General features: G+C 66.0%; 16 protein-coding genes and 2 tRNA genes. 9 read left to right on the top strand and 9 right to left on the bottom strand.

The genetic code is table 11. The features are described 5' to 3' along the window. The 5 genes from VGH54_RS07910 to pknB form a co-directional block, all read left to right on the top strand. Positions 1 to 1,351: PP2C family protein-serine/threonine phosphatase (locus tag VGH54_RS07910; protein ID WP_331511378.1), on the top strand; the 1,351-nt coding region annotated here is incomplete at its 5' end. Then, entirely contained in the window at positions 1,348 to 2,757 is a 1,410-nt protein-coding gene (locus tag VGH54_RS07905; RefSeq protein ID WP_331511377.1) for an FtsW/RodA/SpoVE family cell cycle protein, read from the top strand. The genes VGH54_RS07910 and VGH54_RS07905, both read left to right, overlap by 4 nt. Further along, on the top strand, positions 2,754 to 4,229 hold the full coding sequence (pbpA, locus tag VGH54_RS07900) for a D,D-transpeptidase PbpA (RefSeq protein ID WP_331511376.1): 1,476 nt from the start codon (positions 2,754 to 2,756) through the stop codon (positions 4,227 to 4,229). The genes VGH54_RS07905 and pbpA overlap by 4 nt, the downstream gene beginning before the upstream one ends. Continuing rightward, on the top strand, positions 4,226 to 5,536 hold the full coding sequence (locus VGH54_RS07895; protein WP_331511375.1) for a serine/threonine-protein kinase: 1,311 nt from the start codon (positions 4,226 to 4,228) through the stop codon (positions 5,534 to 5,536). The genes pbpA and VGH54_RS07895 overlap by 4 nt, the downstream gene beginning before the upstream one ends. Further along, a complete protein-coding gene (gene pknB, locus VGH54_RS07890) occupies positions 5,533 to 7,413 on the top strand; it encodes a Stk1 family PASTA domain-containing Ser/Thr kinase (RefSeq protein WP_331511374.1) in 1,881 nt (626 codons plus the stop codon). The genes VGH54_RS07895 and pknB overlap by 4 nt, the downstream gene beginning before the upstream one ends. Here the strand turns inward: pknB and VGH54_RS07885 are convergent. Both VGH54_RS07885 and VGH54_RS07880 read right to left on the bottom strand, forming a co-directional pair. Then, a complete protein-coding gene (locus VGH54_RS07885; RefSeq protein WP_331511373.1) occupies positions 7,391 to 8,074 on the bottom strand; it encodes an aminodeoxychorismate/anthranilate synthase component II in 684 nt (227 codons plus the stop codon). The two genes, pknB and VGH54_RS07885, sit on opposite strands and share 23 nt — an antisense overlap. A gap of 9 nt (positions 8,075 to 8,083) precedes the next feature. After that, positions 8,084 to 9,361, bottom strand: a complete 1,278-nt coding sequence (locus VGH54_RS07880) for a glycosyltransferase (RefSeq protein ID WP_331511372.1) — start codon at positions 9,359 to 9,361, stop codon at positions 8,084 to 8,086. A gap of 65 nt (positions 9,362 to 9,426) precedes the next feature. On the opposite strand from VGH54_RS07880, the gene VGH54_RS07875 reads away from it, so the two are divergent. Beyond that, a complete protein-coding gene (locus VGH54_RS07875; protein WP_331511371.1) occupies positions 9,427 to 10,089 on the top strand; it encodes a TetR family transcriptional regulator in 663 nt (220 codons plus the stop codon). Here VGH54_RS07875 and VGH54_RS07870 read toward each other — a convergent pair. Next, positions 10,086 to 10,868 carry a DUF881 domain-containing protein gene (locus VGH54_RS07870; RefSeq protein WP_331511380.1) on the bottom strand — a complete coding sequence of 261 codons (783 nt, stop codon included), beginning with the start codon at positions 10,866 to 10,868 and terminating at the stop codon, positions 10,086 to 10,088. The genes VGH54_RS07875 and VGH54_RS07870 overlap by 4 nt on opposite strands. Before the next feature lie 94 nt (positions 10,869 to 10,962). Between VGH54_RS07870 and crgA the strand changes: the two genes are divergently transcribed. Together crgA and VGH54_RS07860 are read left to right on the top strand one after the other, a co-directional pair. Beyond that, complete coding sequence (crgA, locus tag VGH54_RS07865) at positions 10,963 to 11,244, top strand: cell division protein CrgA (RefSeq protein ID WP_331511370.1); 282 nt, start codon at positions 10,963 to 10,965, stop codon at positions 11,242 to 11,244. Positions 11,245 to 11,399: 155 nt separating this feature from the next. Continuing rightward, positions 11,400 to 11,816, top strand: coding sequence for a PH domain-containing protein (locus VGH54_RS07860; protein ID WP_331511369.1), 417 nt, complete (start codon positions 11,400 to 11,402; stop codon positions 11,814 to 11,816). Between the two features lie 103 nt (positions 11,817 to 11,919). On the opposite strand, the gene VGH54_RS07855 is transcribed toward VGH54_RS07860, so the two are convergent. Beyond that, on the bottom strand, positions 11,920 to 12,468 hold the full coding sequence (locus VGH54_RS07855; protein ID WP_331511379.1) for a peptidylprolyl isomerase: 549 nt from the start codon (positions 12,466 to 12,468) through the stop codon (positions 11,920 to 11,922). A gap of 86 nt (positions 12,469 to 12,554) precedes the next feature. Between VGH54_RS07855 and cwsA the strand changes: the two genes are divergently transcribed. After that, the gene (gene cwsA / locus VGH54_RS07850; RefSeq protein ID WP_331511368.1) at positions 12,555 to 12,980 is read left to right on the top strand and encodes a cell wall synthesis protein CwsA; all 426 of its coding nucleotides are present in this window, start codon (positions 12,555 to 12,557) and stop codon (positions 12,978 to 12,980) included. Here the strand turns inward: cwsA and VGH54_RS07845 are convergent. The 5 genes from VGH54_RS07845 to VGH54_RS07825 form a co-directional block, all read right to left on the bottom strand. Then, positions 12,977 to 14,338, bottom strand: a complete 1,362-nt coding sequence (locus VGH54_RS07845) for an FAD-dependent oxidoreductase (RefSeq protein WP_414688668.1) — start codon at positions 14,336 to 14,338, stop codon at positions 12,977 to 12,979. The genes cwsA and VGH54_RS07845 overlap by 4 nt on opposite strands. Positions 14,339 to 14,641: 303 nt before the next feature. After that, positions 14,642 to 14,714: transfer RNA gene (locus VGH54_RS07840), tRNA-Ala, on the bottom strand. A 139-nt stretch (positions 14,715 to 14,853) separates the two neighbouring features. Then, positions 14,854 to 14,927: transfer RNA gene (locus tag VGH54_RS07835), tRNA-Ile, on the bottom strand. A gap of 58 nt (positions 14,928 to 14,985) precedes the next feature. Then, positions 14,986 to 15,765, bottom strand: coding sequence for a DUF3566 domain-containing protein (locus VGH54_RS07830; RefSeq protein ID WP_331511366.1), 780 nt, complete (start codon positions 15,763 to 15,765; stop codon positions 14,986 to 14,988). 49 nt (positions 15,766 to 15,814) lie between these two features. Next, a partial coding sequence (locus tag VGH54_RS07825) for a DNA gyrase C-terminal beta-propeller domain-containing protein (RefSeq protein ID WP_331511365.1) occupies positions 15,815 to 16,900 on the bottom strand: 1,086 nt, incomplete at its 5' end.

Genomic DNA, 16,900 nt, shown 5'->3' with positions numbered 1-16,900 from the left:
CGCCGGTGAAGTCGCGTCGCAGTTGGTGATTGCCGCGCTGGCCCACCTCGACGATGACGAGCCCGGCGGTGACCTGCTCGCCAAGCTCGACGCCGCCGTGCACTCCGGTAACTCGGCGATCGCCGCCCAGGTGGAGATGGAACCCGACCTCGAAGGTATGGGCACCACACTGACCGCAATCCTGTTTGCGGGCAATCGGATTGGAATGATCCACATCGGCGACTCGCGGGGCTATCTACTGCGCGACGGCGAACTCACACAGATCACCAAAGACGACACGTTCGTCCAGACCCTGGTCGACGAGGGGCGGATCACCAAGGAGGAAGCCCACAGCCACCCGCAGCGATCGTTGATCATGCGGGCGCTGACCGGCCATGAGGTTGAGCCGACCCTGACCATGCGCGAGGTCCGGCTCGGTGATCGCTATCTGCTTTGCTCAGACGGACTTTCCGATCCGGTGAGCGACGAGACCATCCTGGAAGCCCTGAAGATTCCCGACGTCACCGACAGCGCCGACCGGCTGATCGAACTGGCGTTGCGCGGTGGCGGCCCCGACAACGTGACGGTGGTGGTCGCCGACGTCGTCGACACCGACTACGGCCCGACGCAGCCGATTATCGCGGGCGCGGTGTCCGGTGAATCCGACGTCCACGACCAACTGACCCGGCCCAACACCTCAGCCGGCCGGGCCTCGGCCATCACACCACGCAAAGAGGTCGCCAAACGCGTTGTCCCGCAGATGGACACGGCTCCGCCGCCGCGCCAATCGCGGCGGCGGATATTGATCGGGCTCGTTCTGATGATCCTGCTGGTGCTCGCGGCGCTCGCCGTCGGCCGCACCGTGATCCGCAGTTACTACTACGTCACCGCCTACAACGGCGCCGTGTCAATCATGCAGGGCATCCAGATATCCATCCTGGGCATGCCGCTGCACCAGCCGTATCAGCAGGGTTGCCTGGACAGCCGTAGCCAGTTGTTGGTGGTCCGTTACGGGCAGGCAGCCGTGAACCGTGGCTGCCAGTTGATGAAGCCGTCCGATCTGGCCGAGTCGGCCCGCGCTCAAGTCGCGGCCGGCCTGCCGGTGGGCACCCTGGACCAGGCCAACGCGCAGCTGCGGCGATTGGCCACCGAGTCGCTGTTGCCGCTCTGCCCGCTCGCGCGCGCCCAGTCGCCACCCACTTCGACGCCGCCACCCCCGACGACCACCAGCCAGGTACCCCAGCCGGGCGCGGAAACGTCAGCGCCACAAGATGTTCCGGCAAATCCCTCGCCAACACCTGCCGCGCCGACCGTCACAGCGCTGTCCCCGCCGCCGCCCCAGCCGGGAACCAACTGCCGGACTCCGGAATGAGCACGCAGCCACAGCCGCCGGTCACCGTCACCCCGTCGTTGCCGAACCGGCGCAATGCCGAACTGCTGCTGCTGTGTTTCGCCACGCTGATCACCACGGCGGCGTTCGCGATCGTGCAGGCCAACCAGGAACGCGGGATCAGCTGGCAACTACTCACCTACGCCGCGGGCTTCTTGGCGGTGTTCGCCGTCGCGCACCTGGCCATCAGACGCTATGCGCCCTATGCCGATCCGTTGCTGTTGCCGATCGTGGCGTTGCTCAACGGATTGGGTCTGGTGATGATTCACCGGCTCGATCTCGACGAGCGGCTGGCCGAGGGGAGTGGCCGCGCTGTCACGAACCCGCAGATCCTGTGGACACTGGTCGGCGTGGGCGCCTTCGCGTTCGTTGTGATCTGGTTGAAGGACCATCGCCAGCTCGCTCGCTACGGCTACGTATGCGGGCTGACCGGACTGGTCATCCTCGCCATTCCGGCGCTGCTGCCGAAATCACTGTCCGAGCAGAACGGCGCCAAGATCTGGATTCGGTTGCCGGGCTTCTCGATCCAGCCCGCCGAATTCTCGAAGATCTTGTTGCTGATTTTCTTCTCGGCCGTGTTGGTGGCCAAGCGCGGGCTGTTCACCAGCGCGGGCAAGCATGTGCTGGGCATGGATCTGCCCCGGCCGCGTGACCTCGCCCCACTGCTCGGGGCGTGGGTTGCCTCGATCGCGGTGATGGTCTTCGAAAAGGACTTGGGCACTTCGCTTTTGCTATACGCGTCGTTTCTAGTGGTCGTCTACCTGGCCACCCAACGGTTCAGCTGGGTGGTCCTCGGCCTGGCCTTGTTCGCTCTGGGCAGCGTGGCCGCGTACTTCATGTTCGCTCACGTCCGGGTTCGCGTGCAGACCTGGCTGGACCCGTTCGGCGATCCGGACAACACCGGCTACCAGATCGTGCAGTCGCTGTTCAGTTTCGCCACCGGCGGGATCTTCGGCACCGGTCTGGGCAACGGGCAACCGGACACCGTGCCCGCTGCCGCAACCGATTTCATCACCGCGGCGTTCGGTGAAGAGCTCGGCCTGGTGGGATTGGCCGGCCTGCTGATGCTCTACACCATCGTGATCGTCCGCGGCATGCGGACCGCGATCGCGGTGCGGGACAGCTTCGGCAAGCTGCTGGCCGCCGGCCTGGCTTCCACGCTGGCCATCCAGTTGTTCATCGTCGTAGGTGGCGTCACCAATCTCATTCCGCTGACCGGGCTGACCACGCCGTGGATGTCATACGGCGGCTCGTCGCTGTTGGCGAACTACGTGCTGCTGGCGATCCTGGTGCGCATCTCGCATGCGGCGCGACGGCCGTTCCGGACCAAGCCGCGCAACACCTCGCCGATCGCCGGCGCGAACACCGAGGTGATCGAGCGGGTATGAACACCTCTCTGCGCCGAATTTCGATGACCGTGATGGCCCTGATCGTGCTGTTATTGTTCAACGCCACCCTCACCCAGGTCTTCACCGCCGACGGGCTGCGGTCTGACCCGCGCAACCAGCGCGTGCTGTTCGATGAGTACTCCCGGCAGCGGGGCCAGATCACCGCGAACGGCCAGCTGCTGGCGTACTCGGTGGCCACCGACAGCCGCTTCCGTTTCCTTCGGGTCTATCCCAATGCCGCGGTCTACGCCCCGGTGACGGGGTTCTATTCGCTGCGCTACTCCAGCACCGGTCTGGAGCGGGCCGAAGATGCCCTGCTGAACGGATCCGATCAGCGGTTGTTCGGCCGCCGGCTGGCCGACTTCTTCACCGGCCGCGACCCCCGCGGCGGCACGGTGGACACCACCATCAGCCCGCGCATCCAGCAAGCCGGCTGGGATGCGATGCAGCAGGGCTGCAACGGACCGTGCCGCGGCGCGGTCGTCGCGCTGGAGCCGTCCACCGGGAAGATTCTGGCGCTGGTGTCCTCGCCGTCCTACGACGTCAATCAGCTCGCCTCGCACGACCCCGAGCAGCAGGCGCATACCTGGCAGCAACTTCGCGACGACCCGCACTCACCACTGATCAATCGCGCGATGTCACAGACATATCCACCCGGTTCGACGTTCAAGGTGATCACCGCCGCGGCCGCGTTGCAACACGGCGCGACCGAGGACGACGAGCTCACGTCGGCGGCATCGATTCCGTTACCGGACAGCACCGCAACCCTGGAAAACTACGGTGGCGCGCCCTGCGTCAACGCCGAAACCGTCACGCTGCGTGAGGCATTCGCCCGGTCGTGCAATACCGCCTTCGTCCAGTTGGGGCTGCTCACTGGTGCTGACGCGCTGCGCAGCACCGCCCAATCCTTCGGCCTGGACGTCGTCCCGGAGCCGACCCCGCTGCAGGTCGCCGAATCGACCGTCGGACCGATACCCGACGCCGCTGCGCTGGGAATGTCGAGCATCGGCCAGAAGGATGTCGCGTTGACGCCGCTGGAGAATGCGGTCATTGCGGCTACCATCGCCAATGCCGGCATGACCATGCGGCCCTACCTGGTTGACGGCCTGCAGGGACCTGACCTGGCTAACATCAGCACGACCGCGCCGCACCAACAGCGCCGTGCGGTGTCCCCGCAGGTCGCGGCTAAGCTAACTGAGTTAATGGTCGGCGCCGAGAATGTCACTCAGCAGAAAGGGGCGATCCCCGGCGTGCAGATCGCATCCAAGACTGGCACCGCAGAGCACGGCACCGACCCGCGCCACACGCCACCGCACGCGTGGTACATCGCCTTTGCGCCCGCGAAGGCTCCGAAGGTGGCCGTCGCGGTGCTTGTAGAGGACGGCGCTGACCGGTTATCGGCAACCGGTGGCGCGCTTGCCGCACCGATCGGGCGCGCGGTCATCGAGGCCGCGCTGCAGGGAGGACCATGAGCCCGCGAGTTGGTGTGACGCTGTCTGGCCGCTACCGCCTGCAGCGACTGATTGCTACCGGCGGCATGGGCCAGGTGTGGGAAGCCATCGACAGCCGGCTGGGGCGTCGCGTCGCGGTCAAAGTGCTCAAGGCCGAGTTCTCCCAAGACTCCGAATTCATCGAGCGCTTCCGGGTTGAGGCGCGCACCACGGCGATGCTCAACCATCCCGGCATCGCCAGCGTTCACGACTACGGCGAGACACAGATGGAGGGCGAGGGGCGCACCGCCTATCTGGTGATGGAGCTGGTCAACGGCGAGCCGCTCAACTCGGTGCTCAAGCGGACCGGCCGGCTGTCGCTGCGGCACACGCTGGACATGCTCGAGCAGACCGGGCGGGCGCTGCAGGTCGCGCACGCCTCCGGTCTGGTGCACCGCGACGTCAAGCCGGGCAACATCCTGATCACCCCGACCGGCCAGGTGAAGATCACCGACTTCGGCATCGCCAAAGCGGTCGACGCCGCCCCGGTGACGCAGACCGGCATGGTGATGGGCACCGCCCAGTACATCGCGCCCGAGCAGGCATTGGGCCACGATGCAACCCCGTCGAGCGATGTGTATGCGCTGGGAGTGGTTGGCTACGAAGCGATTTCGGGTAAGCGGCCGTTTACCGGCGATGGCGCGTTGACCGTGGCGATGAAACACATCAAGGAGCCTCCGCCGCCGCTGCCATCCGACCTGCCGCCGAACGTGCGCGAGCTCATCGAGATCACCCTGGTCAAGAACCCCGGCATGCGCTACCGCAGTGGGGGACCGTTCGCCGACGCTGTCGCCGCCGTTCGCGCCGGCCGCCGCCCGCCACGGCCCAACCAAGCCCCGGGCGGGGCGCGCGCCACGCCGGCGGCCATTCCGTCCGGCACGCAAACCCGGGCGGCGGCCGCTGCCACAACCCGAGCGCCCGCCTCCCGTCGCGCACGGCCGACGACCGGTGGTCATCGCACCCCGGCCCCGCGCCGCACCTTCTCATCCGGTCAGCGAGCGCTGCTGTGGGCGGCCGGCGTCCTGGGCGGGCTGGCGATCATCATCGCGATTCTCATCGTGATGAACTCGCACAACAACAATTCGCAGCAGCAACCCTCCACACCCACCGTGACCGACACCGGAGCGCCACCCAGCAAGTCTGAATCGCCGCCTGCGCATCCAACTAATTGGACGTATCGGGGGGCGGCGGGTAATCCTGGAGGGCAATACCAGCTGCCCACACCCAGGCAGGCACCATCGCTGACCTTCTCTTGCGCGGTGGTGTCCCAACACGAGAAACCGCGATGACGACCCCGCAGCACCTGTCCGACCGCTACGAACTCGGCGAGATCCTCGGCTTCGGTGGCATGTCGGAGGTCCATCTGGCGCGGGATGTCCGGTTACACCGAGACGTCGCGGTCAAGGTGCTGCGCGCCGACCTGGCCCGCGACCCCAGCTTCTACCTGCGCTTCCGGCGGGAAGCGCAGAATGCGGCGGCGCTCAACCACCCGGCGATCGTCGCGGTGTACGACACCGGCGAGGCGGAGACGGCCGCCGGGCCGCTGCCCTACATCGTGATGGAGTACGTCAACGGACTGACGCTGCGCGACATCGTGCACACCGACGGACCGATGACGCCCACCCGGGCCATCGAGGTCATCGCCGATGCCTGCCAGGCACTGAATTTCTCCCACCAGCACGGCATCATCCACCGCGACGTGAAGCCGGCCAACATCATGATCAGCACCACCAATGCGGTCAAGGTGATGGACTTCGGCATCGCGCGGGCGCTGTCCGACAGCGGCAACAGCGTCACCCAGACAGCCGCGGTGATCGGTACCGCGCAATACCTTTCGCCCGAGCAGGCTCGCGGCGACACCGTCGACGCCCGCTCCGACGTGTACTCGCTGGGCTGCGTGCTCTACGAAATGCTCACCGGCGAACCACCTTTCGTCGGTGACTCGCCGGTCGCGGTGGCCTACCAGCACGTCCGCGAAGATCCGGTGCCGCCGTCGCGACGCTACGAGGGCATCTCCGCCGACCTCGACGCCGTCGTGCTCAAGGCGTTGGCCAAGAACCCCGAGAACCGCTACCAGACGGCCGCCGAGATGCGCTCCGACCTGGTGCGGGTGCACAACGGCGAGCCGCCGGAGGCGCCCAAGATCCTCACCGAGGCCGACCGATCGTCGCTGATGGCCGCGGCGCATTCGTCCGACTCCACGGGAGCGCAGACCAATCCGCTGCCCCGCCAGCAGCTCGACTTCACCCGCGAGCGCAGTCCCGGTTCGGTGAGCCGCTGGGTGATCGCCGTCGCCGCGCTGGCGGTGCTTACCGTCGTCGTCACCGTCCTGATCAACACGTTCGGCGGCGGCATGCGCAACGTGCAGGTGCCCGATGTCCGCAATCAAGCGTCGGCCGACGCGATCGCCGCGCTGCAGAACCACGGCTTCAAGACCCGCACCCAGCAGAAGCCGGATTCGACCGTGCTACCCGACCATGTGATCGGGACGGACCCGGGCGCCAACGTGAAAGTCGGTGCCGGCGAGCTGATCACGGTCGAGGTCTCCACCGGGCCCGAGCAGCGCGAGGTGCCGGATGTCTCGTCGCTGAGCTACGCCGCGGCGGTGAAGAAGCTGAAGGCCGCCGGCTTCACCCGGTTCAAACAAGTCAACTCGCCGTCGACGCCGGAAACGAAAGACAAAGTCATCGGCACCAACCCGCCGGCCAATCAGACGTCGGCGATCACCAACGAGATCACCGTGATCGTCGGCTCAGGCCCGTCGAGCAAGCAGGTTCCCGACGTCGCCGGGCAGACCGCCGACGAGGCGCAGAAGAATCTCGCGGTGTACGGCTTTTCCAAGTTCGCTCAGGCCCCGGTGGACAGCACCCGCCCGGCCGGCGCCGTGATCGGCACCAATCCGCCTGCGGGAGCGAATGTTCCGGTCGACACGGTGATCGAGTTGCAGGTGTCCAAAGGCAACCAATTCGTGATGCCCGACGTAACCGGAATGTTCTGGACCGACGCAGAACCGCGGTTACGCACGCTGGGCTGGACCGGGATCCTGGACAGGGGCCCCGACGTCGATGCCGGTGGCTCCCAACACAACCGGGTGGTGTACCAGAGCCCGTCGCCGGGTCAGGGCGCCAACAAGGACGGCAGCATCACGCTGAAGTTCGGTCAGTAGCCGCGTCGTAGCGCCGCACCGTGGCCAAGCTGTCCACCAGCTCACTTTCCAGTTTCCGGACCAAGCCCTCGTCGAGGACCTGGCCGCAGTCGGCCAGCCAGTTGGCCAGCATCCGGTGGCCGCCTTCGGTGAGGATCGACTCCGGGTGGAACTGCACGCCATGGATCGGCAGCTCGGCGTGCCGCACGCCCATGATCACGCCGCTGCAGGTGCGGGCGGTGACCTCCAGCTCGCTTGGCATTGTCTCGGGCATGATGGTCAGCGAGTGATACCGGGTCGCCGTGAAGGGATCTGGAAGGCCTTGCAGCACACCGGTATTCGTGTGGTACACACTGCTGGTCTTGCCGTGCAGCAATTCGGGGGCCCGGTCCACGGTGCCGCCGAAGGCCACCCCGATGGCTTGGTGGCCGAGGCACACGCCCAGCAGCGACGTGCGTGACGCGGCGCAGGCGCGCACAAGGTCGATCGAGGCGCCCGCCCGTTCCGGCGTGCCCGGGCCCGGGCTCAGCAGAATCCCGTCGACCGCAGCGGCGACCGCGACTGGGTCGGACAGCCGAGCGTCGTCGTTGCGCCACACCTGTGCCTCGACACCCAACTGGCCGAGGTATTGCACCAGGTTGAAGACGAAGCTGTCGTAGTTGTCGACGACCAAGATCTGCATCGTGCCAGGCTACCGATCGGATGCCGCCCTCGCGGAGTCGGCCAACCGGTCGACGATGCCGGCCAGCCCGGCGAAGCCGGGGGCCGCCGCCATTTCGGCCGCTATCCGGCAGCTGGCTTGGCGGTAACACGGGTCGCTCAGTACGGCCAGAATGTCGCGACGAAGCGCGCGCGGCGAGGGGTGCTCGCTTCTGATCCGCCGCCCGACGCCTGACCACGCCACGCGGGCGCCCACCTCGGGTTTGTCTTCCTTACCGCCGGTGGCGACGACGGGCACCCCGTAGCGCAATGCGTACTGCACGCCGCCGTAACCGGCGTTCGTCACGTAAACAGAAGTGCGCGGGAGTAATTCGTCATATGGCAGGAATGTTGCTGCACGGGCGTTAGGCGGAAGTGCAGGCAGCGTGTCCAGTGAGCGACCGCCGGTTGCGACCAAGACCAGGACGTCCTCATCCGCGAGCGCACGCAGCGTGGGCGCGATGGCTTGGCTGTAGTCCGTGTTGGCAACGGTGCCTTGGCTGACATGCACGACGGGACGGCTCCCGTCCAGATCGTTCCACCAGTCCGGGAGCGGCGCTTGCGAGCCGGTGGCCGACAGCGGCCCAGCGAAGTAGAGGTTCGAGGGCGCGTCGGACAGGGGATATTCGAACGACGGAACGCTGAATTGCACGAGAGCGTCGGCTCGACGACCCCAGTGGAGCAGGCCGCCCGGCATGTCATTGCCGTGCACCTGGCGGTGCAGGTCATCGAGGATCTGGTACGGCCGCCGCATCATCCGACGATTCAATACGGCCAGCGCAGCATTGCGCTCACGGTTCAGAATCCGGCTGGGGGCCAATCCCATGCCGAACGGAGCAGTATCGCGACTGTAAATGGGCAGCGGGATCACCGAGCACATCGCAATCGCGGGGCGTTCTGCCGGTGGGTGTCCGAGCAGGAATGCGGCACCGAGAAATAGCGGTTCGGCGAGCACAACGTCGGCGCGCTCCGCTGCGAGAGCAGCCGTGAGCGTCTCGTATTGGGCTTTGGCGGGACGGACAAACACATTTTCGAGATCGAAGGCAGCGGCTTTGACACCCTTCAACTTCGCGCGCTCCGGAAAGGTTGCGAGCAAATCAAGGTCGAAGTCCGCTTCGGTGGCGAGCGGTACGAAGGTGGCGCCGGTGGCCGCGACCTTGTCGGCGAAAAAAGTGCCGGTGATGAAACGAACGTCGTCGCCCCGCTTGACGAACTTTTCGGCGACCGAAAGCAGCGGCGTGATATGCCCGTGCGCAGGGATGCTGGTCAAGATGACGGATGACACTGGGCACCCCCGGGCTCGCTCTTAACTACGTGGTGGTAGTATTCATTACTGTGGCACCGGAGTCAATATCCGCACAGGCGCGAAAGTACCGATCACAGCTACGTCAGCAGCAGGCGGAGCAAACCCGGTCCCGGGTGGTCGCGGCCGCTGCGGAGCTGTTCGCCGCCGAGGGCTACGCCCGCACCACGCTGGCGAAGATTGCTGCTGCGGCCGGCGTTTCGGTGGAGACAGTGCAGGGCCAAGGCCCGAAGGCTGCCCTTTTAATAGCGGCCGCCGAGCTCGCCGGCGTCGGCGTGAGTGGGGAAGAAGACATCTTCAATCTGGAAGTCGGCCGCCAAATGATCGCCAGTCGCGATCCCTCGCAGGCACTCGACTTCATCGCCACAGCCGTCACGGACATACATACGGCGTCGGCAAAACTGGCACCGGCACTTTTCGGGGGTGCTAATTCCGACCCCGTGTTGGAGCGGTACCTGAGCGAGTTCATCGCCGGGATCAACCGGCAAATCCGACGAGTGCTTAACGTGTTCCGCGACCGCGGATGGCTTCGGGGCGACGTCCCGTTTGACGAACTCGTCGAGACGGCAGCCGTCGTCTGCAGCGTCGAGACGTACCTGCGAATCACCCAGCGCGACGGGTGGAGCACAGCTGCCTACCGGGCCTGGTGTCGGCGCATGCTGGCCGAGACGGTATTTGATGGCGCCGCGGATTAGTAACTGACCGGGCCGAGGGGCTGCGCGGAGTGCATCCGCAACGGCTCGGTGTGACCCACGATGCGGACGTCGGGCGACACCTGCTCGGTGTAGCCCAGCCCGAACCGCACCACGTACTGCTTGAAGAGAACCACCAGCGGAGCGGCCGCCAGTGCGGCCTGCATGGCTGCGGCGTCGCCGATCGCGGTGACCCGGTACGGCGGACTGTATGTGCGCCCGTTGAGCAGCAAGGTGTTGCCCACGCAGCGGGGCACAGAGGTCGCGATGATGCGCTGGTCCTGCATCTGGATCGCCTCGGCGCCGGCGCTCCACAATGCGTTGAGGACGGCCTGGATGTCCTGCTGATGCACGACGAGGTCGTCCGGCGATGCATCGCGGGGAAAGCGGCCGTTGGCGTCGCGCTGCGCGTCGTTGAGCGTGACGGTCAGACCCGACCCGTGCACGGGTTCCAGCCCGGCGTCGCCGGCCAGCTCGGCGGACCGACGCTGCATCGCTGCCAGCGCCGCGTCGGGGGACCGGCCGTGCGTCGAGTCGATGGTGTTGGCCAGCCGGTCCCGTTCGGCGGTCAGCTGCTCGACGGCGGACCGCTCGCTGCGCACCAGATCGACCAGCCGTGGTGCATCGCTGCGCCTGATCTCCCCGCCGCGGGACACCCCGTGGGTAGCCCCGAGCAGCAGCCCGGCCAATAAACACACCACCGGAACGCCGACCCGCCACGGCGACGGGCTCGATCCTGCGTGCCCGCCGTCGCGCGCGGAAAGTAGCCGGCGGATGCGCATGGCCATCGGCTCTCCGTCCGCTGCTGGTGAGTGCGTTACGCTCGTCGTTGCACTGGTTCTCCCTACCGTAGCTCCGAGGTTTCCCGAGGTAGAAATGCCCAAGTCCAAAGTCCGCAAGAAGAGTGACTTCACCGTTAGCGCGGTGAGCCGCACCCCGGTCAAGGTCAAGGCCGGCCCGTCCAGCATGTGGTTTGTGGTGTTGTTCTGCGGCTTGATGCTGGTCGGCCTGGTCTGGCTGATGGTGTTCCAGTTGGCCGCGACGGGCGCCGACGCGCCGTCAGCGCTCAATTGGATGGCCGGGCTGGGCCCGTGGAATTACGCCATCGCGTTTGCTTTCATGATCAGTGGGTTGTTGCTCACCATGCGGTGGCGATAGGCCCAGCAGACCTCGTAAGACGGGCGTAGTCGGCCGACAGCGTTGCTGAGCCAGCAACGGGTGAGGGACCAGATCACACGCGTGTTATTCATCCCCATTGTGGATAGCGCTTGTGGATAACCGCGTCGGCAGTGGTAGAGACCCCTAGGAGCCTGGTGCAGCAAACACGGTGGGCGCCTTCTACGGCCGGAATCGCAGCTTGCGGACTTGCCGGAATTGTGATGGCTATCACATGTGTGACCGCCGTCACAGACCCGCCGGGGCGGCTTTTGCTCGGTATCGCAGCGGTCGGACTGATCTTGTTTGCCGGCGGAACGTGGCGCGCGAGGCCAAAGCTGGCAATCACCGCCGACGGTCTGCAGGTCGGCGGCTGGATACGGCCGGCCCATCTGCGACGACCCGACATCAAGCGCATCCGGATCACCGAATTCCGGCGGATCGGGCGCAAGATGCGGCTACTCGAGATCGACGCCAACGACGGCCGGCTGTTCGTCTTCTCGCGCTGGGACCTCGGCACCGACCCGCTGGACGTGCTCGACGTGCTGACCGCGCGCGGTTACGCGGGATCGTGACTCGCAGGCGTCAGGGCTACGCGCGGATGTGAACTCAGGGTCGTGGATCGGGCTAAAGCACAGCCCTCACGTCTGTTTCGCGGTGGGCACGGCGCGGCAGCCGTCAGGAGATCGTGATCGACTCGATGACGACGGGCTCGGACGGACGGTCGCCGGGGCCGGTGGCGGTGGTGGCGATGGCGTCGACGACCTGCTGTGAGTCCCCGTCCACGACTTCGCCGAAGATCGTGTGCTTGCGGTTCAGGTGGGGGGTCTGGCCCACGGTGATGAAGAACTGCGAGCCGTTGGTTCCCGGGCCCGCATTGGCCATCGCCAACAGATAGGGCTTGTCGAACTGCAACTCGGGGTGGAACTCGTCGGCGAACTTGTAGCCCGGGCCGCCGCGGCCGGTGCCGGTCGGGTCGCCGCCCTGGATCATGAAGCCGTTGATGACCCGGTGGAAGACCGCGCCGTCGTAGAACGGACCGGAGCTACCGCCGGACGCATTCTCGGTCGAGTAATCCTTGGTGCCTTGAGCCAGGCCCACGAAGTTGGCGACCGTCTTGGGCGCGTGGTTTCCGAACAACGCGATCTTGATGTCGCCGCGGTTGGTGTGCAGAGTGGCAGTGGCGGTCTGAATCGGGCTGGTAGTCACGGGATCACAGTCTGCCATCACGGTCCGCGCCGTCGGACATCCGGTGCCGGTACCCGTGTGGCAGGCTGAACGTATCCCCAGGCGGTCCTGCGAAAGGGCGAGAGATGCGCGCTAAGAACCACACCCGGTTGACCCCGCGGGAGCGGCTGAGCCGCGGCCTGGCCAGCACGGCGGTCGGCCCGGTGGACGTGACCCGCGGACTGGTCGGGCTTGGTGTTCACTCCGCGCAGGCCGGCGCCTCCAGCCTGCGCCGCCGTTATCACGAGGGCCGGCTGGCCCACGATTTGCGTAGCGCCCAAGAGGCTTTGGCGCAGGAGCTGGCGGCCGCCCAGGATGTGGTTACCGGCCTACCGGAAGCGCTGCAGCAGGCCCGGCGGGCCCAGCGGCATAGGCCGCGGCCATGGGTGTTGGCCGGCGCTGCGGTCGTGGTGCTCGCCGCCGGCGCGGCCGCGTTCTCGATCGTCCGTCGCTCGACGCGACCGAAGCCGTCAGCGCTGCCGCCGAGCGTCGAGGTGGAACCGCGGATCTAACTCGCTTCCGCTGCTCTAATATCGCCGGGCGTGACGGAGGGGCTTGAATGTCGCCTGTATCGCCAGTTTGTCGCAGCAACTCGAAGCATGAACGACGGGGCCATGAGGCTGGCAGCCGGTTTGGAAAACCCGGCGACTTTGAGGAAACGCGTTGCGATGACGGTGTCGGTCTCGGCGGCAGCCTGCACTCGATCAACATATGTGTTGGTCAGCCGCATCGACAGCGGCCGGGGGCCTTGGACTTCGGGCAGGTTGAGGTCGCCGCCCACCGCGAGTTGCCAAGCCACCCCGATGGGTTTGGCGGCAGCGGAGAAATACCGGGCCGCCAAGCGCTCTGCACCGCCGCGTAAACAACGATCGAGGGCCATGGCCTGTAGCGCAGCCACCGTCATGCCTTGGCCGTAGATCGGGTTGAAACTGCATATCGCGTCGCCGAATACCAGCAGACCGGCCGGAAACTGACGCATCTTGTCATAGCGACGCCACCGACTGGATGGTGTGCGATGCCGAACCACGTCCCCCAGCGGCTCGGCGCACCGCAGCGCCGACATAACCTGGGGCGGCGTGCAATCCTCGATGAACTGCAGCATGCCCGCCCGGTCGGCCGGTGGCTCGCGTCCCACCAACCCGACCGCGGTTAGCATCCACGTGGTGTTCTCATAGGTAAATAACCCCATTCCGGTCGGTCGTCCCGGGACAGGCCCCACCAGCACCATTATCTCGTTATGCATGCCGGCTGGAATCCGCAGCAACTGGCTAGCGTAGGCGAGTCGCATCACCACCTCGTCCTCGATTGGCCGGTCATAGCCGAGGCTTTCCAGAAATGCTGGAGTTCTGGACCCGCGGCCGGTGGCATCCACAACCAAATCCGCGGTGAGAGCCCGCTTTTCGTTTCCTTCATGCGATGTGATCGTGACTCCGGTGACCCGGCTTCGGTCGGCATTCGATGTCAACTCGACAACGTCGTAGCCCTCCATCAGCGTGACGTTTCGAATTGCGCGTACGCGTTGACGGACATGATCCTCTACAAACGGGCGGCTAGGGCAATAGGCTGTATCGCGCGGTTGAAAACCACGCATGGTTCCCGAGCGGACAAACTGGTGCCCACCAAATGACAAACAGTACTTAGAGAAATCGCCGTCGTCCCAGACCGTGCACCCGTCGGCGACCAGTTCGGTCAGGAAACCGGGAAACAACTCATCTAAGATCTGCGACCCACGCGGCCACAGTGCGTGAACGTGCCGGCCCTGAGGCACACCGCGTCGCTGTGCGCTACCGGGCGGCAGTACATCGCGCTCGATCACTGTGACAGTTCGATAGAAATCGGAAAGCACTCTGGCAGCAAGTAGGCCGCTCATGCTTGCCCCTAGAACGACCGCATGCCCACTAATCTTCGCCACGGCGAAACCTCCCGATAGATCCAAAGAAATCTCGGACACGGCGGGCTTGGCCGGTCTGGGGAGTCGCAGCAGCGAGCTCCTCGATCAGTCACACCTTTGCCGCCGCGCTGACGGTAAGCCTGGGCAGGGCAACGGGAATAAGTAGTGAGCTACTGAACTCGCCTCGGCAGCGAGGCATGGTTCTAGGCGGAAGCCCCCAAACACGAGCAGACGGGGTGCTGAAGCTACAGGCGGATGATGCCTGAGCTGCGAGTTTCACTGTGGAGCCTAGGAGATTCGAACTCCTGACATCTGCCTTGCAAAGGCAGCGCTCTACCAACTGAGCTAAGGCCCCTCGTGCCGACCACCGGTCTGGTCGGCTGCCACGTGCCAGACCTCGACACCGCGCTGCGACCGGATCACCACCGCCAGCACCGCGATCGCAACCAGCGGCAACACCAGTCTCACGAAACGTCTTGGCGAACACATGGTTGTGGGCCTAGGAGGACTCGAACCTCCGACCTCTTCGTTATCAGCGAAGCGCTCTAACCGCCTGAGCTATAGGCCCGCACACGTACACGGACGAGCGACGAGATTACCGCACCGGAGCGTCCCCGCCCAAAACGCTAGTCCCGGTCGGCCAGCGTCACCTCGACGCCGCCGATCAAGTCGGTGGTCAGGTTGTAGATGAACGCGCCGATGGTGGCCGCGGCGGTGAGCAGCACGATGTTCACCAGGCCGATCAGCACCGCCCCGCCGAAGATGGTGCCGCTGGAGACCAGCTCCGCGCTGCCGCCGGTGTTGTTCAGCAAATCCCCGACGTTGCTGTTGAGCTTGCTCCATACGCCCATCCCGCCGAGCACCAGATACAGGAACGCGACGGCGATCATCCAGACGAAGAACAATGCCACCGACAGCACCGCCGATACCTTCAAGGTGCTCCACGGATCGATGCGCCGGATCTGCATGCTGGCCCGAACCGGGCCGACCGACCGCGACGACACCTGGATACGGCCTTCTGATCGAACCGGCGCCGTCATCGGTTCGTCCGGTCGGTCATCGGCTGGCTTACGTTGTCCCGCACGGGGAATCGGGCCGGACAGGTCGGGTATCTCGCTGGCGTAGGCATCGCTTTGCCGACTCTCGTTCTGGGTGGGAGCCGGTGCCGGCTCAGCCTCAGGTGGTGGTGTTCTGATCGCGCCCGGCGCCGCCGTGCCCGAAATGAACCGGTTCAGGCGAGCCTCGGCGTTGGGGCTCGCGGTGCCCCGACCGGACTGGCGCTGTTGGGCCGGCGACGGCCGGGCAGCGGGCCGCTTGCGCGGCGTCGCGGGCGCGTCCGAGACGGCGCCGTTGCCGTTCGGGCTGTCGCCCCGACCGGTGTGGCCCGGCTCGTTCGGTGAAGTCACCCACAGCTCCTAACTGTGCCTCCCGACCGCTAGCGCGGTCGGCGATCGCTTACGCCTCGGCGTCCGATTCCTCGCCGTCGATGCCGGGTTCGTCGGCCTCTTCGGCATTACGGGCGATGGCTAACAGTGTGTCGCCTTCACCCAAGTTCATCAATCGAACACCTTTGGTCTGCCGTCCGGCCTTACGGACCTGACGGGCCGCCGTCCGGATCACCCCGCCGCCGGACGTGATCGCGTACACCTCGCTGTCGTCGTCGACGATCAGCGCACCTACGAGCTTGCCACGACGGGGGTCGTACTGGATCGTCAAGATGCCCTTACCGCCGCGGCCCTGCGCGGTGTACTCCTCGATCGCGGTCCGCTTGGAATACCCGCCGGATGTCGCGACCAGCAAGAATGTGCCCTCACGGACCACATTCAGCGACAGCAGGTAGTCATCGGTGTTGAACCGCATGCCCTGCACACCCGAGGTCGCACGGCCCATCGGACGCAGGGCGTCGTCGGTCGCCGCGAACCGGATCGACTGACCGTTGGCCGAGACCAGCAGCAGATCCTCCTCGGAGGAGCACAGCACGGCGCCGACCAGTTCGTCGTCGCCGCGCAGATTGATCGCCACGATCCCGCCGGACCGGTTCGAGTCGAAGTCGGTCAGCTTGGTCTTCTTGACCAGACCGTTGCGGGTGGCCAGCACCAGGTAGGGCGCGTCCTCGTAGCTCTTGATCTGGATGACCTGAGCGATTCGCTCCTCGGGCTGGAAGGCCAGCAGGTTGGCGACGTGTTGTCCGCGCGCCGTGCGGGACGCTTCGGGCAGGTCGTACGCCTTGGCCCGATACACCCGGCCCTGGGTAGTGAAGAACAGGATCCAGTCGTGCGTCGAGCACACAAAGAAGTGCCGCACGATGTCGTCCTGTTTCAGGCCGGCGCCCTGCACTCCCTTACCGCCACGCTTCTGGCTGCGGTACAGGTCGGTCTTGGTGCGCTTGGCGTAGCCGGTTTCGGTGATGGTGACGACGACGTCCTCGCGGGCGATCAGGTCCTCATCGTTGACGTCGCCGTCGGCGGCGATGATCCGGGTGCGACGGTCGTCGCCGTGCTTGTCGGCGATCTCGGCGAGTTCGTCGTGCACGATCGCGCG

It is taken from the genome of Mycobacterium sp. (assembly GCF_036488105.1).
In the GTDB taxonomy this organism is placed as follows: Bacteria; Actinomycetota; Actinomycetes; order Mycobacteriales; family Mycobacteriaceae; genus Mycobacterium.
Note: the sequence above shows the minus strand (reverse complement) of the source record. Positions and strands in the feature narration are given on the sequence as shown.

Bases quoted from the DNA above. Each gene is read 5' to 3' on its own strand.
- VGH54_RS07905 (WP_331511377.1), top strand. From the start codon at position 1,348: ATGAGCACGCAGCCACAGCCGCCGGTCACCGTCACCCCGTCGTTGCCG.
- pbpA (WP_331511376.1), top strand. From the start codon at position 2,754: ATGAACACCTCTCTGCGCCGAATTTCGATGACCGTGATGGCCCTGATC.
- VGH54_RS07895 (WP_331511375.1), top strand. From the start codon at position 4,226: ATGAGCCCGCGAGTTGGTGTGACGCTGTCTGGCCGCTACCGCCTGCAG.
- pknB (WP_331511374.1), top strand. From the start codon at position 5,533: ATGACGACCCCGCAGCACCTGTCCGACCGCTACGAACTCGGCGAGATC.
- VGH54_RS07885 (WP_331511373.1), bottom strand. From the start codon at position 8,074: ATGCAGATCTTGGTCGTCGACAACTACGACAGCTTCGTCTTCAACCTG.
- VGH54_RS07870 (WP_331511380.1), bottom strand. From the start codon at position 10,868: ATGCGCATCCGCCGGCTACTTTCCGCGCGCGACGGCGGGCACGCAGGA.
- crgA (WP_331511370.1), top strand. From the start codon at position 10,963: ATGCCCAAGTCCAAAGTCCGCAAGAAGAGTGACTTCACCGTTAGCGCG.
- VGH54_RS07855 (WP_331511379.1), bottom strand. From the start codon at position 12,468: ATGGCAGACTGTGATCCCGTGACTACCAGCCCGATTCAGACCGCCACT.
- cwsA (WP_331511368.1), top strand. From the start codon at position 12,555: ATGCGCGCTAAGAACCACACCCGGTTGACCCCGCGGGAGCGGCTGAGC.
- VGH54_RS07845 (WP_414688668.1), bottom strand. From the start codon at position 14,338: ATGAGCGGCCTACTTGCTGCCAGAGTGCTTTCCGATTTCTATCGAACT.